Origin of the sequence: Rathayibacter sp. YIM 133350 (assembly GCF_037404875.1) — a bacterium.
GTDB lineage: Bacteria > Actinomycetota > Actinomycetes > Actinomycetales > Microbacteriaceae > Orlajensenia.
In genome coordinates, this window is the sequence record NZ_JBBELO010000014.1 from 1 (window position 1) to 20,938 (window position 20,938).

Genomic DNA, 20,938 nt, shown 5'->3' on the forward strand with positions numbered 1-20,938 from the left:
AAACTCGACACCATCCAACGCCACGCCACCCTCAGCCGCCGCGACGAGCGGCTACGCGCTACGCCTTGACCTGGGCGATCTTGGCCAGCAGGCCGTTGACGAAGCCGGCCGAGTCATCCGTCGACAGCACCGTTGCTGCCTCGACGGCCTCGGAGATCGCCACGGCGTCGGGAACGTGCTCGTTGTAGACGATCTCCCAGATGCCGATGCGCAGCAGGGCACGGTCGATCGCCGGCATGCGCTTGAGGGTCCAGCCCTGCGCGTAGGTCTCGATGAGCTCGTCGATCTCGGCCTGGTGGTCGACGACGCCGTCCACGATCTCCCGCGCGTAGAGCCAACTCGTCTCGCGCTCGGGCTCGCTCGCCGCGCGCTCCGCCTCGGCGGCGAGCGCCTGCGGCACGCTGATCTGCCGCATGTCTGCGACGTAGAGGATGTCGAGCGCGCGCTTGCGCGCCTTGGTTCGTGCGCTCACTAGTTGACGCGGCCGAGATAGTCGCCCGTGCGGGTGTCGACTTTGACCTTGGTTCCGGTCTCGAGGAAGAGCGGCACCTGGATCTCGTAGCCGGTCTCGACGGTGGCGGGCTTGGTGCCGCCGGTCGAGCGGTCGCCCTGAAGGCCCGGCTCGGTGTAGGTGATCTCGAGGATGACGGATGCGGGAAGGTCGACGTAGAGCGGGTTGCCGTTGTTCATGGCGATCGTGACAGACTGGTTCTCCAGCAGGAAGTTCTTCGAGTCGCCCACGACCGCGGCGGGAACGTTGATCTGGTCGTAGTCGGCGGTGTCCATGAAGACGAACGCGTCGCCGTCGCTGTACAGGTAGGTGAAGTCGCGGCGATCCACGTTCTCGATCTCGATCTTCGCGCCCGCGTTGTACGTGCGGTCCACGACCTTGCCGGTCACGACGTTCTTGAGCTTGGTGCGCACGAAGGCACCGCCCTTGCCCGGCTTGACGTGCTGGAACTCGATCACGTTCCAGAGCTGGCCGTCGATCGAGAGGACGACGCCGTTCTTGATGTCAGCGGTAGATGCCATGGCAGATGTGATCCGTTTCGGTCGTGGAAGATGCGAGGCCGCGGGCGCTGCGAAGCGCGGGCCGACGAACCAGTCTACCCGGCGGCTCCTGCCACAGCCGAATCAGCCTGTGCCGAATCAGCCCGTGGCCGTCAGTCCAGGCCGCGGAGGATGTGATCGAGTGCGAGACGGTAGGAGTCGAAGCCGAGACCGGCGATGACCCCGGTCGCCACGCCGCTGATCACGCTCGTGTGCCGGAACGTCTCCCGCGCGTGCGGGTTGGAGAGGTGCACCTCGATGAGCGGGAGCCCGGCCTTCGTCACCATCGCCACCGCATCCCGCAGCGCATAGCTGTAGTGGGTGAACGCCGCCGGATTGAGGATGACCGGCGAGTGGAAGTCGACCGCGCTGTGCAGCCAGCGCACGAGCTCTGACTCGTCGTCGCTCTGGCGCACCTCGACCCGGATCCGCTCGCCGTCGACGGCGGATTCCAGCAGCGAACGCAGGTCGTCGAGGGTCGCCGAGCCGTACACGTCAGGCTCGCGCGCACCGAGGCGCGAGAGGTTGGGGCCGTTGAGAACGAGGATCGTCGTCATGATGGTTCGAGCCTAGGGCGTACGGAAGGCGCCCAGCAGGTCCGACGCTCAATTCCCGGGGCCACGCAGCCGGCGGCGGGCGAAGGTCTCGAGGCGTTCGCCCTTGGTGCGCTGAAGGTGGGCGGCGATGGCGGAGCGGGCGAGCTCCGCATCCCGCACGCGGAGCCCCTCGAGAACCGCGGCGTGCTCGAGCATGCTCTCGTGAACGTCCTGTCTGTGCATCGAGTCCTGGTCGAAGATGCGCAGGCGAACGATGAGTCCCTGCAGCACCGTGATGAGGGTCGTGTTCTCCGACGCCGCCCAGAGAGATTCGTGCCAGCGCGCGTGCAAGTGCCGGGCCGCGACGGGGTTCTGCTCCTGCTCTGCCTCGCGCTGCAGCTGGGTGAGCTCGGCCAGCTGCAGGTCGGTGCGCCTCACCGCCGCAGCCTCCGCAGCGGCCTGCTCGAGGGCGATGCGAACGTCGTAGATGTCGATCACGTCTTCGGGCGTGCCCGACTGGATGCGGTAGCCGCGCAACGAGCGCACGATCAGCCCCTCCTGTTCGAGCCGGCTGAGGGCCTCGCGGACGGGCGTGCGCGAGACGTCGTAGAGCTCGGTGAGCCGGCCCTCCACGAGGGGTTCGCCCCAGGGGAATCGGCCCGCCAACAGGTCGGCGCGCAGCTGCACGTGGAGAGGCGCTCGTGACATGGGTCTCCTCGGCTGGTCGTCCGTCCTGTGCCGACCGGTGTACGGATGCCGCTCGGATGTATACGGAAAGTACATCTTCGGCAACACTCGCACACCGGTGCTCCGCAAGACTGCATAGTTGTCGAAGTCCGCAACACGCGGTCACCTGCCGAGGAGCCCAGCATGAGCCAGCACAACGCCGTCGACGCCGACACCGCCACGACGGCCGATGACCCCACGACCGCGCCCGAGGCCGAGAGGCGCCGTCCGTCGTACCGCTGGCGCGTCATCGACATCGTCGTCGCGAGCGTGCTCGGCGTCGCGGCGGGGCTCGTCTTCGTGCTCTGGAACATCGTCTCGAACCCGATCAGCGCGCCGCTCACGGTGCTGCTGCCCGGCCTGCAGGCGCTCGTGGGTGGCGGCTGGCTCTTCGCCGGCGTGCTCGTCGCCCTCGTCATCCGCAAGCCGGGTGCGGCCCTGTTCGGTGAGCTCGTCGCGGCGGCGGTCTCGGCGCTTGTGGGCAATCAGTGGGGTCCGCTCACCCTCGAGTCCGGGCTCGTGCAGGGCCTCGGCGCCGAGCTGGTCTTCGCCGTCTTCCTCTACCGCCGCTGGAACCTGCCCGTCGCACTGCTCGCGGGGGCCGTGAGCGGCCTGGCCCTCGCCATCAACGACCTCATCCTCTGGTACCCCGGCTCCGGCTCGGCGTTCTCGATCATCTACATCGTCGCGGCCATCGTGTCGGGCATCGTCATCGCCGGCCTGCTGTCGTGGCTGGTGGTGCGCGGGCTCGCGCGCACCGGAGCGCTCAGCCGGTTCTCCTCCGGTCGCGAGGCCCGCGCGCGCAAGGCCTGACGATGACGGATGCTCCACCCCGCGGCGGCGCCGCGGTTCGCGCCGAGGGCTGGTCGTGGCGCCACGCCGGCCGCTCCGACTGGGCCGTGCGTGATCTCGACCTCACCATCGAACCCGGCGAGCGGGTGCTGCTGCTCGGTCCGTCCGGTGCCGGCAAGTCGACGCTGCTGCACGGGCTCGCCGGAGTTCTCGGCGGCAGTGAGGACGGCGACGAGCACGGCCGCCTGCTGGTCGACGGCGGGCGGCCGAGCCGTCGACGCGATCGCGTCGGCATGGTGCTGCAAGACCCCGACGCGCAGGTGATCCTCTCCCGCGTCGGCGACGACGTGGCATTCGGCATGGAGAACCTGCGCGTTCCCCGCAGCGAGATCTGGCAGCGCGTCACGCGTGCGCTCGCCCAGGTCGGTCTCGTCGCTCCCCTGCGCTCCGGCACCGAGGAGCTCTCGGGGGGCCAGAAGCAGCGACTGGCCCTCGCCGGCGTTCTCGCGATGAACCCGGGGCTGATCCTGCTCGACGAGCCCACCGCCAACCTCGACCCCGCCGGCGTCTGCGAGGTACGGGATGCAATTGCCGGGGTCGCCGCAGAGACGGGCGCAACGCTCCTCGTCATCGAGCACCGCACCGAGATCTGGCTGCCCGTCGTCGACCGCGTTCTCGTGATGGACCGCTCCGGTGTTCTCGGCGACGGCGACCCGGCGCGGGTCATCGAGCGCCAGCGGGAACAGCTGCTGGCAGCAGGCGTCTGGGTTCCCGGCGCACCGCTGCCGCGGCTCGAGCGCGACCGGAGCACCGACACGAGCACCCTCCTGACCGCCACAGGGCTCTCCGTCGGCCGCCCGGGCGCACAGGTGGGCGCCACGATCGACGTCGGCATCCGCCGTGGACGCACCACCGCCGTCGTAGGACCCAACGGCGCGGGCAAGTCCACGCTCGCGCTGACCCTGGGCGGGCTCCTTGCTCCCGGCGGCGGTCGCCTCGAGGCGGCCGCCGATTTCGCTCCCGACAAGCGCCGGCTCGAGCCCCTCCGCTGGCGGTCGAAGGAGTTGCTCACGCGCATCGGCAGCGTCTTCCAGGATCCCGAGCACCAGTTCCTGGCGGCATCCGTCCGCGAAGAACTCGCCATCGGACCGCGGGCGCTCAAGCGTGATGCCCAGACCACGAACGCTCTCACCGACGAGTTGCTCGCACGCCTGCGGCTCGACCGGCTGGCGGATGCCAACCCGTACACCCTGTCGGGCGGTGAGAAACGCCGGCTGTCCGTCGCCACCGTGCTGGCCACGCAACCCGAGCTGATCATCCTCGACGAGCCGACCTTCGGGCAGGACCGGCGCACCTGGGAGGAGCTCGTGAAGCTCATCGCCGAGATCGTCGACGCCGGCACGGCCGTCGTCGCGGTCAGCCACGACGAGGACTTCGCGTCGCTGCTCGCCGACGACGTGCTAGAGCTGCCGGCGTGGCAGCCCGAGCCCTCCCTCGCGGAGGTGACTCCATGACCGCGCTGCGCCTCGACGTCGCCCGAGCGAACCCGGTCGCGCGGCTGATCACGGCCCTCCTCATCGCCGTCGCCCTGGTCTTCAGCATCGACTGGGTCTCGGGCCTGGTCGCCCTCGCGCTCGAGCTCCTCGTGCTCCTGAGCACCGGCATCCCGCTGCGCTCGTTCTTCACACGAAGCCTGCCTGTCGTGATCGCGGCGGCCTTCACGGCGCTCACGATCCTGCTGTACGGGGCCACGAGCGGACGCGTCCACTTCTCGTTCCTGCTCATCCAGATCAGCGACGGCTCGATCCAACTCGCCCTGGCGACCTTCCTGCGGGTGCTCGCGATCGCGTTGCCTTCGATCATGCTGTTCACGGCGGTCGACCCCACCGAGCTGGCAGACGGGCTCGCCCAGATCCTCCGGCTGCCCGCCCGCTTCGTGCTCGGCGCCCTCGCCGGCTTCCGGCTTCTCGGCCTGCTCGGCCAGGACTGGAGGTACCTCGGCTACGCGCGCCGCGCCCGCGGAGTCGCCGATCACGGGCGGGTGCGCCGCTGGGCCGGGCAGGCGTTCGCACTGCTCGTCTTCGCCGTGCGCCGCGGCGCCAAGCTCGCCACCGCCATGGAGGCACGCGGGTTCGGCGCCTACCCGACGCGCACGTGGGCGCGGGAGTCGACGCTCGGGGCTCCGGACGCCGTTCTCGTGAGCATCGGCGTCCTCATCAGCGCGATCGCCATCGGCGTGGCCATCGCCACGGGAAGCTGGAACTTCATTGGAGCTCGTTGACCTCGTGGGCGATCTGAGGGCCGGGGGCGCCCGTACCGTGCTCGTCGACGGCCGCTCGGGCTCGGGCAAGAGCACCTTCGCCAGCTTGCTCGCCGAGGCATGGCCCGAGGCGGTGCTCGTGCGGCTCGACTCCATCTACCCGGGCTGGGACGGCCTCGCCCGGGCGAGCGAGCACCTGCGCACCGACGTGCTCGAGCCCCGCTCGCTCGGGCGCACGGCCTCGTGGCAGGAGTGGGACTGGACGAGCGACAGCCCCGCGGGGCGGCATCCGGTCGATCCGGATCGCCCGCTTCTCGTCGAGGGCGTCGGCTCCCTCACGATCGCGAATCGCGCGCTCGCAGACGTGGCCATCTGGGTCGAGAGCCCGGATGCCGACCGCAAGGCGCGCGCCCTCGCTCGCGACGGCGACACCTACGCACCCCACTGGGACCGCTGGGCCGCGCAGGAGGAGGCCTTCCTCGCCGCCAACGATCCCCACTCCCTCGCCGACGTCGTCGCCGTGCCGAGGACCGACGGATTCCACCTCACGGCGACCGGAAGGACCCCATGACCATCCCCCTCACCCTCGTCCTCGAGTACTTCCACCCGTGGCCGAACTCGGCAGGCTTCTATGTCGCGCGGGAGGCCGGCTGGTACGCCGAGCAGGGCATCGACCTGCAGATCCGCACGGTGGATCCCGGCATCGGCGACAGCCTCGAGCACGTGGTGCGCGGGCACGCCGACCTCGCGGTCTTCCCGACCAACCGTCTTCTCGTGCGGGCGGAGCGCGGTGAACCGCTGCACGCCCTCAGCGCGATCAACCAGCGCGGCCTCGAGACCGTGCGCACCCTCGAGCAGAGCGGCATCCGGAGTCTGGCCGATCTCGAGGGGCGCCGTCTCGCCCTCAACCCGACGCCCCGCGGGCTCGCCATCGTGCGCGACCTGGTCGGGCGCGCCGGCGGCGACTTGGACCGGGTCGAGCTTGTGGATGCCGGAGCGCGCGAGCTGACCGCCGAGGATCTGCTGGCCGGCGTCGCCGATGCGACCTTCGGCTCCTACTGGGCGTGGGACATCCTGCTGAGCGAACGGCCGGATGTGCCCGAGCGCGTCTGGCGCGTCGACGAGGAGCTCGGCATCGGCTATCACAGCTACCTCCTCGGCGGCGGTCGCAGCGCAGCTGCGCTGCCCGTGGACGTTCTCGACGCCTTCCTTGCCGTGACGGAACGCGGTTTCGCGCGCGCGGCGGAGCACCAGGAGGCGACGACCGACCTGTTCTCGAGCATCACCCCGTATTTCGGCCGCGACGTGCTGGCCCGCTCGCTCGCCGCGATCGCGCCCACCTGGTACCACGGCGGCAGCTGGGGCGAGATCCGTGCGGAGGCGATGGACCCCTACGCCGAGTGGATGCAGGAGCACGGCCTCCTGCGCGACGCCGTGAGCTGGCGCCGTGCGCTCGCCGCGACCGCGCTCACCGAGGCCAGAGCGGCATGAGCGCACCGGCGTTCATCGACGCGGCCGGGCTGGCCGCTCTGCTCGCCGCGGAGCCGCCTCCGGTCGTACTCGACGCGACGCTCGTACTGCACAAGCCGCGGTTCGACGGCGACTTCCGTGCCGAGAGCGGACGCGGCCGCTGGCTCGCCGGGCACATCCCGGGTTCACGTCACGTGGCCATCGACACCGAGTTCTCCGCACCGCATGCGACCCACGACCATCACGAGCAGCCGCAGGGCATCGCGGACCGCTTGGCCGCACTCGGGATCGGCCGCCACACCCGCGCCGTCGTCTACGACACCGTCGGCACGCTCTGGGCGGCGCGGCTCTGGTACCTCCTGGACTGGATCGGCGTCGACGTGAGCGTTCTCGACGGCGGACTGCGCGCGTGGGAGGAGGAGGGCCTTCCCGTGGTCGCTGGAGCTGATGCGGCACCGAGTCCTGTGCCGGCCGAGCCATGGGTGGCCGGCACGGTTCGCACGGCGTGGGTGGACCGCGAGGAGATCGAGCACGCGTCGCGCGCCCTGCCCGGTCGGTTGGTCTGCGGGCTCAGCGCGACCGCGTTCGCGGGGACGGAACCGACCCGTTACGCACGCCGTGGGCACATTCCCGAGAGCGTGAACGTTCCGGCACGCAGCCTGTTCGATGCGGGCGGGCGCGTGCTTCCGCCCGCAACGGTGCGTGCGCGTCATGTCGACGCCGGAGCCGACCTCGGCTCCGAGCTCCTGCTGTACTGCGGCGGAGGCATCTCGGCGACGGCCAACGCGCTCGCCCTCGCGCACGCCGGCATCCGTAGCGTTCGGGTCTACGACGGCTCCCTCGAGGAGTGGAGCGCCGATCCGGCCCTCCCACTCGTGACCGGGGGCTAGCTTCCGATCTCCTGGTAGGCCGCGAACAGCAGAGCGGTCTCGGGCGCCTGCAGCACCGTGGGCCGGGCGAGGTCGTCGAGCACGATGAAGCGCAGCATGCCGCCCCGCGCCTTCTTGTCGCGCTGCATCGTCGCGAGCAGGGTGTTCCAGCGTCCGACGGGGTACTCCGTCGGCAGGCTGAGCGAGGTCAGGATGCTGCGGTGACGGTCGACGACCGCATCCGAGAGGCGACCGGACAGCCGGGCCAGTTCTGCGGCGAAGACCATTCCGACGGCCACGGCCGCGCCATGGCGCCACTGGTAGCGCTCGGCGTGCTCGATGGCGTGGCCGAGGGTGTGGCCGTAGTTGAGGATCTCGCGCAGGCCCTGCTCGGTGAAGTCCTCGCCCACGACGCGCGCCTTCATGGCCACGGCCAGTTCGAGCACGCGCCGGAACTGCGGCGTCGTGGGATCGGTCACGGCATCGACGTCGGCCTCGATGATGTCGAGGATCTCGGGCGATTCGATGAAGCCCGCCTTCACGATCTCGGCGAAGCCGGCCAGGATCTCGTTGCGGGGCAGCGTGTCGAGGGTGTCGAGGTCGCACAGCACGGCCGCCGGAGCGTAGAACGCCCCGACGAGGTTCTTGCCCTCCGTCGTGTTGATGCCGGTCTTGCCGCCGATGGCCGCGTCGACCATGCCGGCGACCGAGGTGGGCACCTGCACGAGCCGCACGCCGCGCAGCCAGGTGGCGGCGACGAAGCCGGCCAGGTCGGTGATGGCCCCTCCGCCGAAGCCGATGACCGCATCCGACCGGGTGAAGTCGGCCTGGCCCATGACCTGCCAGCAGAAGGCGGCGACCTCGACGCGCTTGGCGGCCTCGGCGTCGGGAACCTCGGCCAGCAGCACCTCGAAGCGATCCTGCAGGCTCTCGCGCAACGCCGCCGCCTTCGCGCCGAGCGTGGGAGCGTGCACGATGAGCACCTTCTTCACGCCCGAGCCGAGCGCCTCGGGAAGGCGTGCGGCCACGCCGTTGCCGATGACGATGTCGTAGGGAAATGCTCCGGGGACGGAGATGACGGTGTCGGTGTCGCTCATGCTGTGCCTTTCACCCAGGCGATCACGTCGTCGACGATCTCGCCCAGCGGGCGGGTAGAGGTGTCGAAGCTCACGTCGGCGAGCTCGCGGTAGATCGGCTCGCGCTCGGCGTAGATGCGCTGCCACGCCTCGATGCCGCCGTCGGCGAGCAGGGGACGGCCACCGCCGCCGATGCGCTTGGCGACGGCCTCGGGGCTCACGGTCAGGAGCACGACGCTTGCCTCCCTCAGGTCGGACCGGGTGTCGGGGTGCAGCACGGCACCACCGCCGAGCGAGACGACCGCCGGCTGGCTGAGGGCGTGCGCCACCGCCTGGCGCTCGAGCAGGCGGAAGGCCGGCTCCCCCTGCCGCTCGAAGATGTCGCGGATGGCGCCGTGCTCGCGTGCCACGACCTTGTCGGTATCGAAGAACGGCGCCTCGAGGCCCGCGGCCACCCTGCGCCCCACCTTCGACTTTCCGGATGCCATCGGCCCGATGAAGACGACGGGCAGCGGCCGCGCCATCGCGGCTCCCCCGCGGATCATTGCCGTGCGGTGGCGAGGTTCGCCGGAATGGCGGCGAGGTAGCCCTCGAGGTTGCGGCGGGTCTCGCCCACGCTGTCTCCCCCGAACTTCTCGAGCACGGCGGCGGCGAGCGTGAGTGCGACCATCGCTTCGGCGACGACTCCGGCAGCGGGCACGGCGCAGACATCCGAACGCTGGTGGTGTGCGGTAGCGGCCTCACCGGAGACCACATCCACGGTGCGCAGTGCCCGCGGAACCGTCGCGATGGGCTTCATGCCTGCCCGCACGCGCAGCACGGTTCCCGTCGACATTCCTCCCTCAGTGCCGCCTGCGCGATCGCTCTCGCGGCCGATGCCGGCCTCACCGGGCACGAGTTCGTCGTGCGCCTGCGATCCGCGCCGCGTCGTGGTGAGGAACCCGTCGCCGACCTCGACGCCCTTGATCGCCTGGATGCCCATGAGGGCGGCGGCGAGCTGCGCATCCAGGCGCCGGTCCCAGTGCGCGTACGAGCCGAGGCCCGGGGGCACGCCGTAGGCGAGCACCTCGACGACTCCGCCGAGGGTGTCGCCTTCCTTGTGGGCGTCATCGACCTCGGCGACCATGAGCGCACTCGTGGCCGCATCGAAGCAGCGCAACGGATCGGCGTCGAGCGCGTCGACGTCGTCGGGGGTCGGCAGTGCCGAGCCCTCCGGCACGCGCACTGGCCCGATCGCGAGCGTGTGACTGACCAGCCGGATGCCGAGCTCGCCCAGGAAGGAGCGGGCGATCGCGCCGAGAGCGACGCGTGCGGCGGTCTCCCGTGCGCTCGCGCGCTCGAGCACGGGACGGGCCTCGTCGAAGCCGTACTTCTGCATTCCCACGAGGTCGGCGTGACCGGGACGGGGCCGCGTGAGAGCCGCGCCCCGACCTCGACCGAGCGCGTCCGCATCCACCGGCTCGGGGCTCATCACCTCGGTCCACTTGGGCCACTCCGTGTTGCCGATGCGCACGGCGATCGGGCTGCCGAGGGTGAGCCCGTGGCGAACGCCGGCCGAGAGGGTCAGCTCGTCCTGCTCGAACTTCATGCGTGCGCCGCGGCCGTAGCCGAGGGTGCGCCGCTTGAGGTCGGCCCGGATGGCGTCGAGGACGACGGGAACGCCGGCGGGCAGACCCTCGATCATGGCGACCAGTTCGGGTCCGTGGGACTCTCCGGCAGTGAGCCAACGCAGCATGAACCCATCTTTCCACGGGCCCGGGCGCCGTTACGCCAGTGCGGCCCTCATCGCCGCGAGCACGCCTTCCTCGTCGGGCATTGGCGCAAGCGGGTCTCCCGCCACGAAGATCCGCACCTGCACGAGTGCCTGGTGCAGCAGCATCCCGAGTCCAGAGACGGCGCGGCCGCCGGCGGCCTCCCACGCCTCTGCGAGCGCGCTCGGCCACGGCGCGTAGGCCACGTCGAACAGCAGGGCCTCGGAGCGCAGGTCGACAGGCGGCGACGCCGCGAGCTCGACTCCGCCGGGCAGCGTGCTGATGACGAGGTCGGCCCGGTCCGGCAGAGCGTCGAGTGCGCCGACGCTCACGCGCAGGCCGACGGATGCGGCGAGGGGTGCCAGCGCCTCGCCCTTCGCCGGGGTGCGCACGGCGACGTGCACGGCCTCGGCGCCCAGTTCCGCCGCGGCCACGACGGCCGAGCGCGCCGTTGCGCCCGCCCCGAGCACGAGAACGTCGCGCAGTGCGGCGCCCTCCTGCTCGCGCACGGCGTTCACGAGACCGGGGACGTCGGTGTTGAAGCCGTGCACCGCGCGGCGCTCGTCCCACAGCAGGGTGTTCACGGATGCGGTGGCCGCCGCGAGGCGGTCGCGCGTGCGTGCCAGCCGGAACGCCTCATCCTTCAGGGGCATCGTGAGTGAGAGACCGCGCCAGTCGGGGCCGCGGGCCGCGAGGAAATCACCGAGCGCGCTCTCTCCGAGCTCGATGCGCTCGTAGCTCCAGTCCAGGCCGAGGTGGCGGTAGGCGGCGAGGTGCAGCTGCGGTGATCGGGAGTGCTCGATGGGAGAACCGAGCACCGCCAGCCGGGTCGCCGTCACTGGCAGTACGCCTCGTTCTCGGCGCTCTCGGCGCACCAGTCGTGCAACCTCTGCACGGCGGCCTCGTGCTCCGCCTCCGTCGTCGAGAAGACGGTCTCGCCGGTGGCCAGGTTCACCGGAACGAAGAACAGCCAGTCGCCCTCCGTGGGATGCAGGGCGGCCTGGATGGCGACGTCGCCGGGGTTTCCGATCGGCCCGACGGGCAGTCCGGCGTGCACGTAGGTGTTGTAGGGGTTTCCCGCATCGGCACGCTCGGCATCCGTCGTCCACACGGTGTCGGTGTTGCCCGTTCCGTAGGCCACCGTCGCATCGGACTGCAGGAGCATGCCCTCGTCGAGCCGGTTCTGGAAGACCCGGGCGACCTTGCCGAAGTCCTCCGTGTCCGACCCCGCCTCGCGCTGGACGATCGAGGCGAGGACGACGGTCTTCCACCGCGCCTCGGGAGGCACTCCGGCGGAATCCAGTGCCTGGAACGAGCGGTCCACCATCGTCTTCAGCGCCTGCTGGGGCGTGGTGCCGGGGTCGAAGGTGTACGTGGCCGGGAACAGGAACCCCTCCAGGCTCGTCGCCTCGGCCGGCAGGCCGAACGAGGCCGGGTCAGCGGCCGCCGCCTGCACGTCGGCGAGCGGAACCTTCAGCGCATCCGCCGTCTGCTGGTAGACCTCCGGAGCGGCATCGCCCTCGTGGACGAGCACGGTGTTCTCGAGCTTGCTCTTGGGGTCTTCGAGGGCCGCGAGGGCGGAGGCGGCGCTCATCTTCTTGCGCAGCTCGTAGGTGCCGGGCTGGAAGACGGGCGCAGGGCTCTGCGCGAGCAGGAGCTTGTAGAACGCCTCGGTGGAGGCCGTGACGCCGGCCGTGTGCAGGGTCTTCGCGACGTCTTCGCCGATGTCGCCGTCCTTGATCTGAACTGTGACCGAGCCCGTTCCGTTGCCGCTGTAGTCTGCGGGGCCCTGCAACGACGATGCGAACTGCTGGATCGGGCCCTGCAGCGCGATCCAGCCGCCGACGCCGAGGGCGACGAGCACGAGCACCGCGATGAGGCATCCGACGGCGCCCGAGCGACGGGGCCGCTCGCGCTCGGGGTAGAGCTCAGTGCGCTGGCGACGCTGGGCTCGGGAGCTCGTGCTCGGGGTGGCGACGGGTCCGGTCGGAACGAGCACGTCGGCGAGTTCGGCGGGCATGCCCTCGACGTCGGGACGCGACGCACCCTCGCCGACGGGTTCGACCGCCGGCGTTCCGAAGGCAGGCGTCGGGATGCCGGCTGCCGCCAGTTCGCGCGCCTCACGACGGCTGCGCGGCTGCGGCTGAGCGGCCTGCTGCAGCGCCGCCGGGCCCTGCTCCGGCGGCTCGACCGGCTGCGCCGGGCTCGGCGTCGTCGTCGGCCAGGTGCCCCGTTCGCTCGTCGCCGCCGCGCGGGTGCGCTTCTGCCCCGACGTGCCGCTGAGCAGTTCGTCCCAGTTCAGGCCGTCGCCGGGCGCGTCGTCGCGCGGTTCGCTGTCGCCGCCATGGCGCGAGCGGGTGTCATTCGACAAACTCAAAGTCCTTCGGAGACGGTGACGCCGGGCGGGCGACCGGTCGAGCGCTCGGCATCCAGCGCATGTTGCACAATGATAACGGCGGCCACCTGATCGATGACCGGACGGTGGGACTTGGTCTTGCGACCGGCGGCCCGCAACGCCGAATGGGCGCTCACGGTGCTCAGTCGCTCATCGACGAGCCGCACGGGAACCGGGAGGGCCGCGTCCAGCGCCGCCGCGAACGCCTGCGCGTCGGCCGTGGATGCGGTGTGCCCTCCCGACATCGAGAGCGGCAGCCCCACGATCACCTCGACCGCGTCCCATTCCGCCGCGAGCATGGCGATGCGCGCCACGTCGACGCCGGCGTCGCCGGCATCACGCGGAACGGTCTCGACCGGGGTCGCGAGCATCCCGTGCGGATCGGAGCGGGCGACGCCGATGCGGGCCTTGCCGACATCGACGCCGAGCCGCACTCCTGGCCGCATGCGCTACGCCGCTCGCACGCCGTCGACGGCCGCCTGCAACGCAGCCGGGACGCCTGCGAGATCCGTTCCGCCGCCCTGCGCCATGTCGTCCTTGCCGCCACCACGACCACCGAGGGCGCCGGCCATCTCGCGAACGAGAGCCCCGGCACGCACACCCGCGTCGCGCGCGGCCTGGTTGGTGGCCACGATCACGACCGGCTTGTCGGCGACCGTGGCCGTGAGCGCGACGACGGCGGCGTCGCCGCCGAGCTGCTGGCGCGTCGTGGTCACGAGAGCGCGCAGGTCGTCGGAGGACCCGAGTGCGCCCACGTGCTCGGCCACGACGCGAGCGTTGCCGACGCGCGTCGCGTTCTGGATGAGGGCGGGCACGCGGTCGTTCAGCGCGCGCGCCTCGTAGGCGGCGATCTTCTTCTCGGCGGCCTTGAGGCTGTTCACGAGCTCGGAGATGCGCTCGGGCAGCTTCTCCCGCGGCGTCTTGAGGTTCGACGTGAGCTGCGACACGATGGCACGCTCGGCCGCGAGGTCCTGGAAGGCCTCGAGGCCGACGAGCGACTCGACCCTTCGGTTGGTGGAGCCGACGCTCGATTCGCTGATGAGGTTGATCATGCCGATCTCGGCGCTCGTGGCCACGTGGGTGCCGGCGCACAGCTCGCGGGACCAGGGACCGCCGATGTCGACCATGCGCACCGTCTCGCCGTACTTCTCACCGAACAGGGCCATCGCACCGAGCGACTTGGCCTCGTCGAGGGTGAGTTCGCGCGTCGTGACCTGCAGGTTGTCGCGGATGGCGTTGTTCGAGATCTCCTCGATCTCGCTGCGCGTCTCGGGCGAGAGCGCCTTGTTCCACCCGAAGTCCAGGCGCAGGTAGCCGGCCTTGTTGAACGAGCCCGACTGGTGCGCTGTGGGGCCGAGCACCTGCCGCAGCGCGGCGTGGATGATGTGCGTGCCGGAGTGCGCCTGGCGCGCCCCGCGACGGTAGTCCTCGTCGACGACGCTCGTCGCCGGGTCGCCGACGCCGACATCGCCCGAGCGCACCTTCACGGTGTGGCTGATGAGGCCCTTCACGGGCTTCTGCACGTCGAGCACCTCGAGCTCGTAACCCGGACCGACGATGAGGCCCTTGTCGGCCGCCTGGCCGCCGGACTCCGCGTACAGTGAGGTCTCGCCCAGGATCACCTCGACGGTCTGCCCTGCGGAGGCGCGCGGAACGGACTCGCCGTCCATGAGCAGGCCGAGAATGCGCGACTGGGTCTGCAGCTCGGTGTAGCCGGTGAAGACCGTCTCGCCGAGGGCCCGGAACGGGCTGTACGCGGTGAGGTCGGCCAGCGCGGTCTTCTTCGAGCGCGCATCCGCCTTCGCCCGCGCCCGCTGCTGCGACATGAGCGAGTCGAACGCCTCACGGTCCACCGCGAGACCCGCCTCATCCGCCATCTCGAGCGTGAGCTCGATGGGGAAGCCGTAGGTGTCGTGCAGCAGGAAGGCGGTGTCGCCGGCCAGCTGCGGCGTGCCCGACTGCTTGGTCTTAGAGACCGCGAGGTCGAGGATCGAGGTGCCCGCCGTCAGCGTGCGCAGGAAGGTCTCCTCCTCGGCATTGGCGAGTGCCGAGATGCGCGAGAAGTCGTGCTCGACCTCGGGGTAGGCCGCCTTCATGGCGTCGCGGGATGCGGGGAACAGCTCACCGAAGGTCGCCTCCTCCACGCCGAGCAGCCGCATGGCCCGTACGGAGCGGCGCATGAGGCGGCGCAGGATGTAGCCCCGGCCGTCGTTGGAGGGCGCGACCCCGTCGGACATGAGCATGAGCGAGGAGCGCACGTGGTCCGCGATCACGCGCATGCGCACGTCGTCCTCGTGGTCGGCGCCGTAACGGCGGCCCGAGAGCTCCGCAGCCCGGTCGAGCACGGGGCGCACCTGGTCGATCTCGTAGAGGTTCTGCACGCCCTGCTTGAGGAACGCCACGCGCTCCAGGCCCATGCCGGTGTCGATGTTGCGCTTGGGCAGCTCGCTCACCACGCGGAAGTCGTACTTCGAGCGCACGTCGTCGAGCAGGTACTGCATGAAGACGAGGTTCCAGATCTCGACGTAGCGGTCGTCATCCGTCGCCGGGCCGCCGTCCGCGCCGTACTCCGGGCCGCGGTCGAAGAAGATCTCCGAGCAGGGGCCGCCCGGTCCAGGCTGGCCGGTGTGCCAGTAGTTGGTGTCCTTGTCGAGGCGCTGGATGCGCTCCTCGGGCAGTCCCGAGATCTTCTTCCACAGCGCGATGGCCTCGTCGTCGTCCTTGTAGACGGTGACCCACAGGTCCTTCGGGTCGAAGCCGTAGCCGCCGTCGGACTCCGAGGTGGTCAGCAGCTCCCAGGCGTACCCGATCGCGCCTTCCTTGAAGTAGTCGCCGAACGAGAAGTTCCCGTTCATCTGGAAGAAGGTGCCGTGCCGGGGCGTTTTGCCGACCTCTTCGATGTCGTTCGTGCGGATGCACTTCTGCACGCTCGTTGCCCGCGGATACGGCGCGGGAACGACCCCGGTGAGGTACGGCACGAACGGCACCATGCCCGCGACGGTGAAGAGGAGTGTCGGGTCATCGCTCACGAGCGACGCGGAGGGCACCACGGTGTGGCCACGCTCCGCGAAGAAGTCGAGCCAGCGCCGGCGGATGTCAGCAGTCTGCATGGTTTCCGTACTTGAGAGGAAGGATGCCGCGGGAATCTTCCCGGGCATCCGGCGGCGGGGAGGAAAGGAGGGCGTCGAAGATCAGTCGGCGACGGCGCGGACCGCGTCTCCGGCGTCATCGAGAGCGTCGCGCAACTCGGCCTCGCGCTGGCGGTAGCCCTCGCTGACGGCCTCTCCGAACTCGCGTGCCTTGGCGTCGATGCCGGCGAAGAACGCGCGCCCCTGCTGGGACCTGTTCACCTGATGGGCGAGCACGAAACCAGCCGCCACGCCGACCAACAGCCAGAACACGTTCTTCATTGCTCGCTCCTCGATGGTGATAATGCGAAAAGGCGGACCCGCCGGCCATCCGTCCGAGAAGGACGAATGGCGGACGTGTCCGCCTTCCAGCGTAGTGCGCGGGAGTGGACTACCGGGCCGCGTAGTACTCGACCACGAGCTGCACCTCACAGGTCACGGGGACCTCGGCGCGCTTCGGGCGACGCACGAGCGTGGCGTGCAGGCGGTCGAGGTCGACCTCGAGGTAGGCCGGAACCTTGGGCAGGACGTCGACGTGACCGCCGGCCGCTGCCACCTGGAAGGGCTCGGTGCCCTCGCTGCGCTCCTTGACGTGAACGAGCTGACCCGGCTTCACGCGGAACGAGGGGCGGTCGACGATCTTGCCGTCGACGAGGATGTGGCGGTGCACGACGAACTGGCGGGCCTGTGAGATGGTGCGGGCGAAGCCGGCACGCAGCACGAGGGCGTCCAGGCGCATCTCGAGCAGCTCGACCAGGTTCTCACCGGTCAGGCCATCGGCGCGACGGGCCTCGTTGAAGGCGATGCGCAGCTGCTTCTCGCGGATGCCGTACTGGGCGCGCAGACGCTGCTTCTCACGAAGGCGAACAGCGTAGTCGCTGTCCTGCTTGCGCTTGGTACGGCCGTGCTCACCGGGAGCGTAGGGGCGCTTCTCGAGGTACTTGGCCGCCTTCGGGGTGAGGGCGATGCCGAGTGCACGCGACTGACGCGTCTTGCTGGTCTTGGTAGACACGTTTTCCTTTCGAAAATGATTCTGAAGTGTTCGCCGCGGCGCGCGAGAGCGCACCGCAGAAGTCAGAGGGATCGGCCACGGGATGCGATCGGCTACAGATCGTTCGTCCCTTCGCCTGCAGATCCGCGCAGCCGCACGCGAAAATCAGGCTAAAGGCCTCCGAAAGCCTAACACACGAGAGCCCGCGGGCTCACGCGCCCGCATCCTTCTCTCCCCGCACGATCCTGCGGATCTTGGCCAGGCGGGCGGCCACGTCGCGCTCGTTGCCGTGCTCGGTCGGTTCGTAGTACCGCGCGCCGCGCAACTCGTTCGGCGCGTACTGCTGCTCGAGGACGCCGATGGGATCGTCGTGGGGGTAGCGGTACCCCTTGCCGTGCCCGAGCCGCTTCGCACCGGGGTAGTGCGCATCGCGCAGGTGTTTGGGCACCCGGCCGAACTTTCCGGCCTTCACGTCGGCGATCGCCGCATCCAGCGCCAGGTACGCCGCGTTGGACTTCGGCGCCGTGGCCAGGTGGACGACGGCCTGGGCGAGGGGAATACGCCCCTCCGGCATTCCGATGAACTGCACGGCATCGGCAGCGGCGATGGCCACGACGAGCGCCTGCGGGTCGGCCATGCCGATGTCTTCAGAGGCCAGCACGATGATGCGACGCGCGATGAAGCGGGGGTCCTCCCCGGCCTCGATCATGCGGGCGAGGTAGTGCAGCGACGCATCGACGTCGCTGCCCCTCACCGACTTGATGAAGGCGCTGATGACGTCGTAGTGCTCGTCGCCGTTGCGGTCGTAGCGCAGAAGGGCCCGGTCCACCGCGAGGGCGACGAGTTCGGCGGTGATGTGCGGCGCACCGCCGTCGGCGCCGGCTCCGGAGGCAGCGGAGACGGATGCCGCCTCGAGGGCGGTCAGCGCGCGCCGGGCATCGCCGGAGGCCAGCCGGATGATCGTGGCGCGGGCGTCGTCGTCGAGCACGACCCTGCCGCCGAGCCCGCGGTCATCGCTCACGGCGCGATCCACGAGCACGCCGAGGTCCTCGTCGCTGAGCTGTTCCAGGGTGAGCAGCAGCGACCGGGAGAGCAGCGGCGCGATGACGGAGAACGACGGGTTCTCGGTGGTCGCGGCCACGAGGATCACCCAGCCGTTCTCGACGCCGGGAAGCAGGGCATCCTGCTGGGCCTTCGTGAACCGGTGGATCTCGTCGAGGAAGAGCACCGTCGAGATTCCGTAGAGGTCACGGGTCGACATCGCCTCCTCCATGACCTGGCGCACGTCGCGCACGCCCGCGGAGACGGCGGAGAGTTCGACGAACCGGCGGCCGGAACTGTGGGCGATCGCCTGCGCGAGGGTCGTCTTGCCGGTGCCGGGCGGCCCCCAGAGGATGACGGAGACGTTGCCGCGCTCCCCCGTCGTGTCGCTGGCCAGCGCCACGAGTGGCGAACCCGGCGTGAGCAGGTGCTTCTGGCCGGCGACCTCGTCGAGGCTGCGGGGACGCATCCGAACGGCGAGCGGCGTCGAGCCGGTGCGCAGCCCGATGCCCGTGTCCGTCATGAGTCCAGCGTAATCGCGGCCGGCGACACGATTCGCGCCTGCTCGGCGGGCTATTTGGCCGCCCATAGCGCCACCCCGTAGAGTTCACCCTGTTTCGCAACGTGAGGAGCACCGTGGCATCGAACAATCGGCAGGACCGTGAGGCGCGCGCTGCCCGGCAGCGGCTGCGTGCGTACCAGGCCAGGCAGAAGGTTCATGAGCACCGTGCCCGTCGGCGGGTGCGCGACAACATCATCGCCGGCGTCGTGGCCCTCGTCGTGCTCGTGCTGGCTGTCGGCGCCCAGCTCGCCTACTTCACCGGCGGGCCGGGCACTCCCCCGGCGGCCACGACGGCCGCTCCGACGCCCACCCCCACTCCGACGGCCGGGCAGAACACCGGCGACGTTCCGCCCGCGAGCCTCGCCGAGGCGCGCACCTGGACGGGTTCGATGACGCTCAACGGCGTACCGCTCGGCTTCGAGCTCGACGGTGCCGCCGCCCCCCAGGCCGTGGCCTCCACGGTGAGCCTGGTCAAGAAGGGCTTCTACGAGGGCCTCACCTGCCACCGGCTGACCACCTCGCCGGGCTTCTCGGTGCTGCAGTGCGGGGATCCCAAGGGAGACGGCAGCGGCGGCCCCGGCTACAGTTACGGGCCGGTGGAGAACGCCCCGGCAGACAACGTCTACCCCGCTGGCACCATCGCGATGGCACGGCAGGGCGGCAACGCCTACAGCATGGGCAGCCAGTTCTTCATCGTCTACGGCGACACCACCATTCCGGCGGATGCCGCGGGCGGCTACACCGTGCTCGGCCACATCACGTCGGGTCTTGACCAGCTCACGACGCAGATCACGAGCGCCGGCACCTCCGACGGCAGCCAGGACGGGCCGCCTGCGGTTCCCGTGACCATGTCGGCTGTGACGGTGCAGTAGCCCCGTAACGGTTCAGTAGCAAGCTGCCCGCCACCACCGAACCCCCTCGTGCGGGTGGAATAGGCTTATGCCCTGTGGCCGTCTCGGCTGCGTCCAGCGGCTCGCCGTTCAACAACAAGGTGGAAATTCGTGGTTTCTGAGAATCAGCACCCCTGGGGTCGCGTCGACGAGACGGGCACGGTGTTCGTGCGCATCGGCGAGGGCGAGCGCGAGGTCGGCCAGTTCCCCGACGCCACCCCCGACGAGGCGCTCGCCTACTTCGAGCGCAAGTTCACCGATCTCGCCGGCCAGGTGACGCTCCTCGAGCAGCGCGCCAAGCGCGGCGCCCCGGCTGCCGACGTGGCCAAGACGGTGGCGACGCTCTCGGCATCCGTCGCAACGGCCAACGCCGTCGGCGACCTCGCCGCCCTCGCGAAGCGCCTCGAGGCTCTCGGCGGCACCGTCTCCGAGCTCTCGGAGCAGCAGACCGCCGAGGAGAAGGCGGCCCTGGAGGGCGCCGTCGCCGAGCGCACCGCCATCGTCGAGGAGATCGAGGCCCTCGCCGCCGCCGACCCCGCCAAGACGCAGTGGAAGCAGACCACGGCGCAGGTCGACGCCCTGTTCGCGCGCTGGCAGCGCCACCAGCAGGAGGGTCCCCGCATTCCCAAGGGCACCGCCAACGACCTCTGGAAGCGTTTCCGCGCCGCCCGCGCGATCATCGAGACCCACCGCAAGGCGTTCTTCGCCGAGCTCGACAGCGCCCACCGCGACGTGCGCACGCGCAAGCAGCGCCTCATCGAGCAGGCCGAGGCGCTCGCCCCGCAGGGTGCAGCGGGCGTTCCCGCCTACCGTTCCCTGCTCGAGGAGTGGAAGCTCGCCGGCCGGGCGGGCAAGAAGCTCGACGACCAGCTGTGGGCGCGTTTCAAGGCGGCCGGCGACGTTCTCTACGGCGCCAAGGCCGAGGTCGACGCCCACGAGAGCGAGGAGTACCAGGCCAACCTCACCGCCAAGCTCGCGCTTCTCGACGAGGCCGAGCCGCTGCTGGCCGAGACCGACCGCACCAAGGCGCGCGCGGCGCTCGGCTCCATCCAGCGACGGTGGGATGAGATCGGCCGCGTTCCCCGCGAATCCGTCAAGACCGTCGAAGAGCGCCTGCGCAAGGTCGAGACCGCCGTGCGCAAGCTCGACGAGGATCACTGGAAGCAGAACAATCCCGAGACGAAGGCGCGCGCCGAGGGCCTCGCCGGCCAGCTGGCCGACGCCATCGCCAAGCTCGAGGCCGAGCTCGACGCCGCCAAGGCGTCGAAGGATGCCGCGGCCATCGCCGCCGCGAACGAGGCGCTGCAGGCGCGCAAGGCCTGGCTCGCCGCCATCGGCGGCTAGCTGTGATGTCCAGGCAGGTTGTTGAGTCTGCTGATGGGTGGGGCTCCGATTGCGGTG

Annotated in this window: 22 protein-coding genes; 8 read left to right on the forward strand and 14 right to left on the reverse strand. The window is 70.4% G+C overall.

Translation table 11 applies throughout. From position 1 onward, the window contains the following. Window positions 1–58: 58 nt before the first annotated feature. The 4 genes from nusB to WDJ51_RS03225 form a co-directional block, all read right to left on the reverse strand. Window positions 59–472 carry a transcription antitermination factor NusB gene (gene nusB / locus WDJ51_RS03210; protein ID WP_337850990.1) on the reverse strand — a complete coding sequence of 138 codons (414 nt, stop codon included), beginning with the start codon at window positions 470–472 and terminating at the stop codon, window positions 59–61. After that, on the reverse strand, window positions 472–1,032 hold the full coding sequence (efp, locus tag WDJ51_RS03215) for an elongation factor P (RefSeq protein ID WP_337850991.1): 561 nt from the start codon (window positions 1,030–1,032) through the stop codon (window positions 472–474). Before efp ends, nusB begins: the two co-directional genes overlap by 1 nt. Window positions 1,033–1,163: 131 nt before the next feature. Further along, window positions 1,164–1,607: a type II 3-dehydroquinate dehydratase gene (gene aroQ / locus WDJ51_RS03220; protein ID WP_337850992.1), complete on the reverse strand. Its 444-nt coding sequence runs from the start codon at window positions 1,605–1,607 to the stop codon at window positions 1,164–1,166. Window positions 1,608–1,655: 48 nt separating this feature from the next. After that, window positions 1,656–2,294 carry a GntR family transcriptional regulator gene (locus tag WDJ51_RS03225; protein WP_337850993.1) on the reverse strand — a complete coding sequence of 213 codons (639 nt, stop codon included), beginning with the start codon at window positions 2,292–2,294 and terminating at the stop codon, window positions 1,656–1,658. A 162-nt stretch (window positions 2,295–2,456) separates the two neighbouring features. Here WDJ51_RS03225 and WDJ51_RS03230 point away from each other — a divergent pair, with 162 nt between their 5' ends. Genes WDJ51_RS03230 through WDJ51_RS03255 form a run of 6 tightly spaced genes read left to right on the forward strand, consistent with a single transcriptional unit; the run spans window position 2,457 to window position 7,724 of the window. After that, entirely contained in the window at window positions 2,457–3,125 is a 669-nt protein-coding gene (locus WDJ51_RS03230) for an ECF transporter S component (RefSeq protein WP_337850994.1), read from the forward strand. Between the two features lie 2 nt (window positions 3,126–3,127). After that, complete coding sequence (locus tag WDJ51_RS03235; RefSeq protein WP_337850995.1) at window positions 3,128–4,618, forward strand: ABC transporter ATP-binding protein; 1,491 nt, start codon at window positions 3,128–3,130, stop codon at window positions 4,616–4,618. Then, window positions 4,615–5,385: an energy-coupling factor transporter transmembrane component T family protein gene (locus WDJ51_RS03240; RefSeq protein ID WP_337850996.1), complete on the forward strand. Its 771-nt coding sequence runs from the start codon at window positions 4,615–4,617 to the stop codon at window positions 5,383–5,385. Before WDJ51_RS03235 ends, WDJ51_RS03240 begins: the two co-directional genes overlap by 4 nt. Continuing rightward, window positions 5,372–5,935 (forward strand): hypothetical protein, encoded by a 564-nt coding sequence (locus WDJ51_RS03245; protein WP_337850997.1) that lies wholly within the window; start codon window positions 5,372–5,374, stop codon window positions 5,933–5,935. Before WDJ51_RS03240 ends, WDJ51_RS03245 begins: the two co-directional genes overlap by 14 nt. Continuing rightward, entirely contained in the window at window positions 5,932–6,855 is a 924-nt protein-coding gene (locus WDJ51_RS03250) for an ABC transporter substrate-binding protein (RefSeq protein ID WP_337850998.1), read from the forward strand. The genes WDJ51_RS03245 and WDJ51_RS03250 overlap by 4 nt, the downstream gene beginning before the upstream one ends. After that, the gene (locus tag WDJ51_RS03255) at window positions 6,852–7,724 is read left to right on the forward strand and encodes a sulfurtransferase (protein ID WP_337850999.1); all 873 of its coding nucleotides are present in this window, start codon (window positions 6,852–6,854) and stop codon (window positions 7,722–7,724) included. Before WDJ51_RS03250 ends, WDJ51_RS03255 begins: the two co-directional genes overlap by 4 nt. On the opposite strand, the gene aroB is transcribed toward WDJ51_RS03255, so the two are convergent. The 10 genes from aroB to WDJ51_RS03305 form a co-directional block, all read right to left on the reverse strand. Further along, a complete protein-coding gene (gene aroB, locus WDJ51_RS03260; RefSeq protein ID WP_337851000.1) occupies window positions 7,721–8,800 on the reverse strand; it encodes a 3-dehydroquinate synthase in 1,080 nt (359 codons plus the stop codon). The genes WDJ51_RS03255 and aroB overlap by 4 nt on opposite strands. After that, the gene (locus tag WDJ51_RS03265) at window positions 8,797–9,303 is read right to left on the reverse strand and encodes a shikimate kinase (RefSeq protein ID WP_337851001.1); all 507 of its coding nucleotides are present in this window, start codon (window positions 9,301–9,303) and stop codon (window positions 8,797–8,799) included. Before WDJ51_RS03265 ends, aroB begins: the two co-directional genes overlap by 4 nt. 17 nt (window positions 9,304–9,320) lie before the next feature. Then, entirely contained in the window at window positions 9,321–10,514 is a 1,194-nt protein-coding gene (aroC, locus tag WDJ51_RS03270; protein ID WP_337851002.1) for a chorismate synthase, read from the reverse strand. Between the two features lie 30 nt (window positions 10,515–10,544). Further along, a complete protein-coding gene (locus WDJ51_RS03275; RefSeq protein WP_337851003.1) occupies window positions 10,545–11,369 on the reverse strand; it encodes a shikimate dehydrogenase in 825 nt (274 codons plus the stop codon). Beyond that, window positions 11,366–12,901: an endolytic transglycosylase MltG gene (gene mltG / locus WDJ51_RS03280; protein ID WP_337851004.1), complete on the reverse strand. Its 1,536-nt coding sequence runs from the start codon at window positions 12,899–12,901 to the stop codon at window positions 11,366–11,368. The genes WDJ51_RS03275 and mltG overlap by 4 nt, the downstream gene beginning before the upstream one ends. Window positions 12,902–12,903: 2 nt before the next feature. Further along, window positions 12,904–13,371: a Holliday junction resolvase RuvX gene (ruvX, locus tag WDJ51_RS03285; RefSeq protein ID WP_337851005.1), complete on the reverse strand. Its 468-nt coding sequence runs from the start codon at window positions 13,369–13,371 to the stop codon at window positions 12,904–12,906. A gap of 3 nt (window positions 13,372–13,374) precedes the next feature. Next, window positions 13,375–16,035, reverse strand: coding sequence for an alanine--tRNA ligase (alaS, locus tag WDJ51_RS03290; RefSeq protein WP_337851006.1), 2,661 nt, complete (start codon window positions 16,033–16,035; stop codon window positions 13,375–13,377). An 81-nt stretch (window positions 16,036–16,116) separates the two neighbouring features. Beyond that, complete coding sequence (locus tag WDJ51_RS03295; RefSeq protein ID WP_337851007.1) at window positions 16,117–16,335, reverse strand: hypothetical protein; 219 nt, start codon at window positions 16,333–16,335, stop codon at window positions 16,117–16,119. A gap of 109 nt (window positions 16,336–16,444) precedes the next feature. Further along, window positions 16,445–17,065: a 30S ribosomal protein S4 gene (gene rpsD / locus WDJ51_RS03300; RefSeq protein ID WP_337851008.1), complete on the reverse strand. Its 621-nt coding sequence runs from the start codon at window positions 17,063–17,065 to the stop codon at window positions 16,445–16,447. Between the two features lie 190 nt (window positions 17,066–17,255). Next, entirely contained in the window at window positions 17,256–18,608 is a 1,353-nt protein-coding gene (locus WDJ51_RS03305) for a replication-associated recombination protein A (protein WP_337851009.1), read from the reverse strand. A 113-nt stretch (window positions 18,609–18,721) separates the two neighbouring features. On the opposite strand from WDJ51_RS03305, the gene WDJ51_RS03310 reads away from it, so the two are divergent. Both WDJ51_RS03310 and WDJ51_RS03315 read left to right on the forward strand, forming a co-directional pair. After that, window positions 18,722–19,519: a peptidylprolyl isomerase gene (locus WDJ51_RS03310; protein WP_337851010.1), complete on the forward strand. Its 798-nt coding sequence runs from the start codon at window positions 18,722–18,724 to the stop codon at window positions 19,517–19,519. A 129-nt stretch (window positions 19,520–19,648) separates the two neighbouring features. Continuing rightward, the gene (locus WDJ51_RS03315) at window positions 19,649–20,881 is read left to right on the forward strand and encodes a DUF349 domain-containing protein (RefSeq protein WP_337851011.1); all 1,233 of its coding nucleotides are present in this window, start codon (window positions 19,649–19,651) and stop codon (window positions 20,879–20,881) included. Window positions 20,882–20,938: the final 57 nt, after the last annotated feature.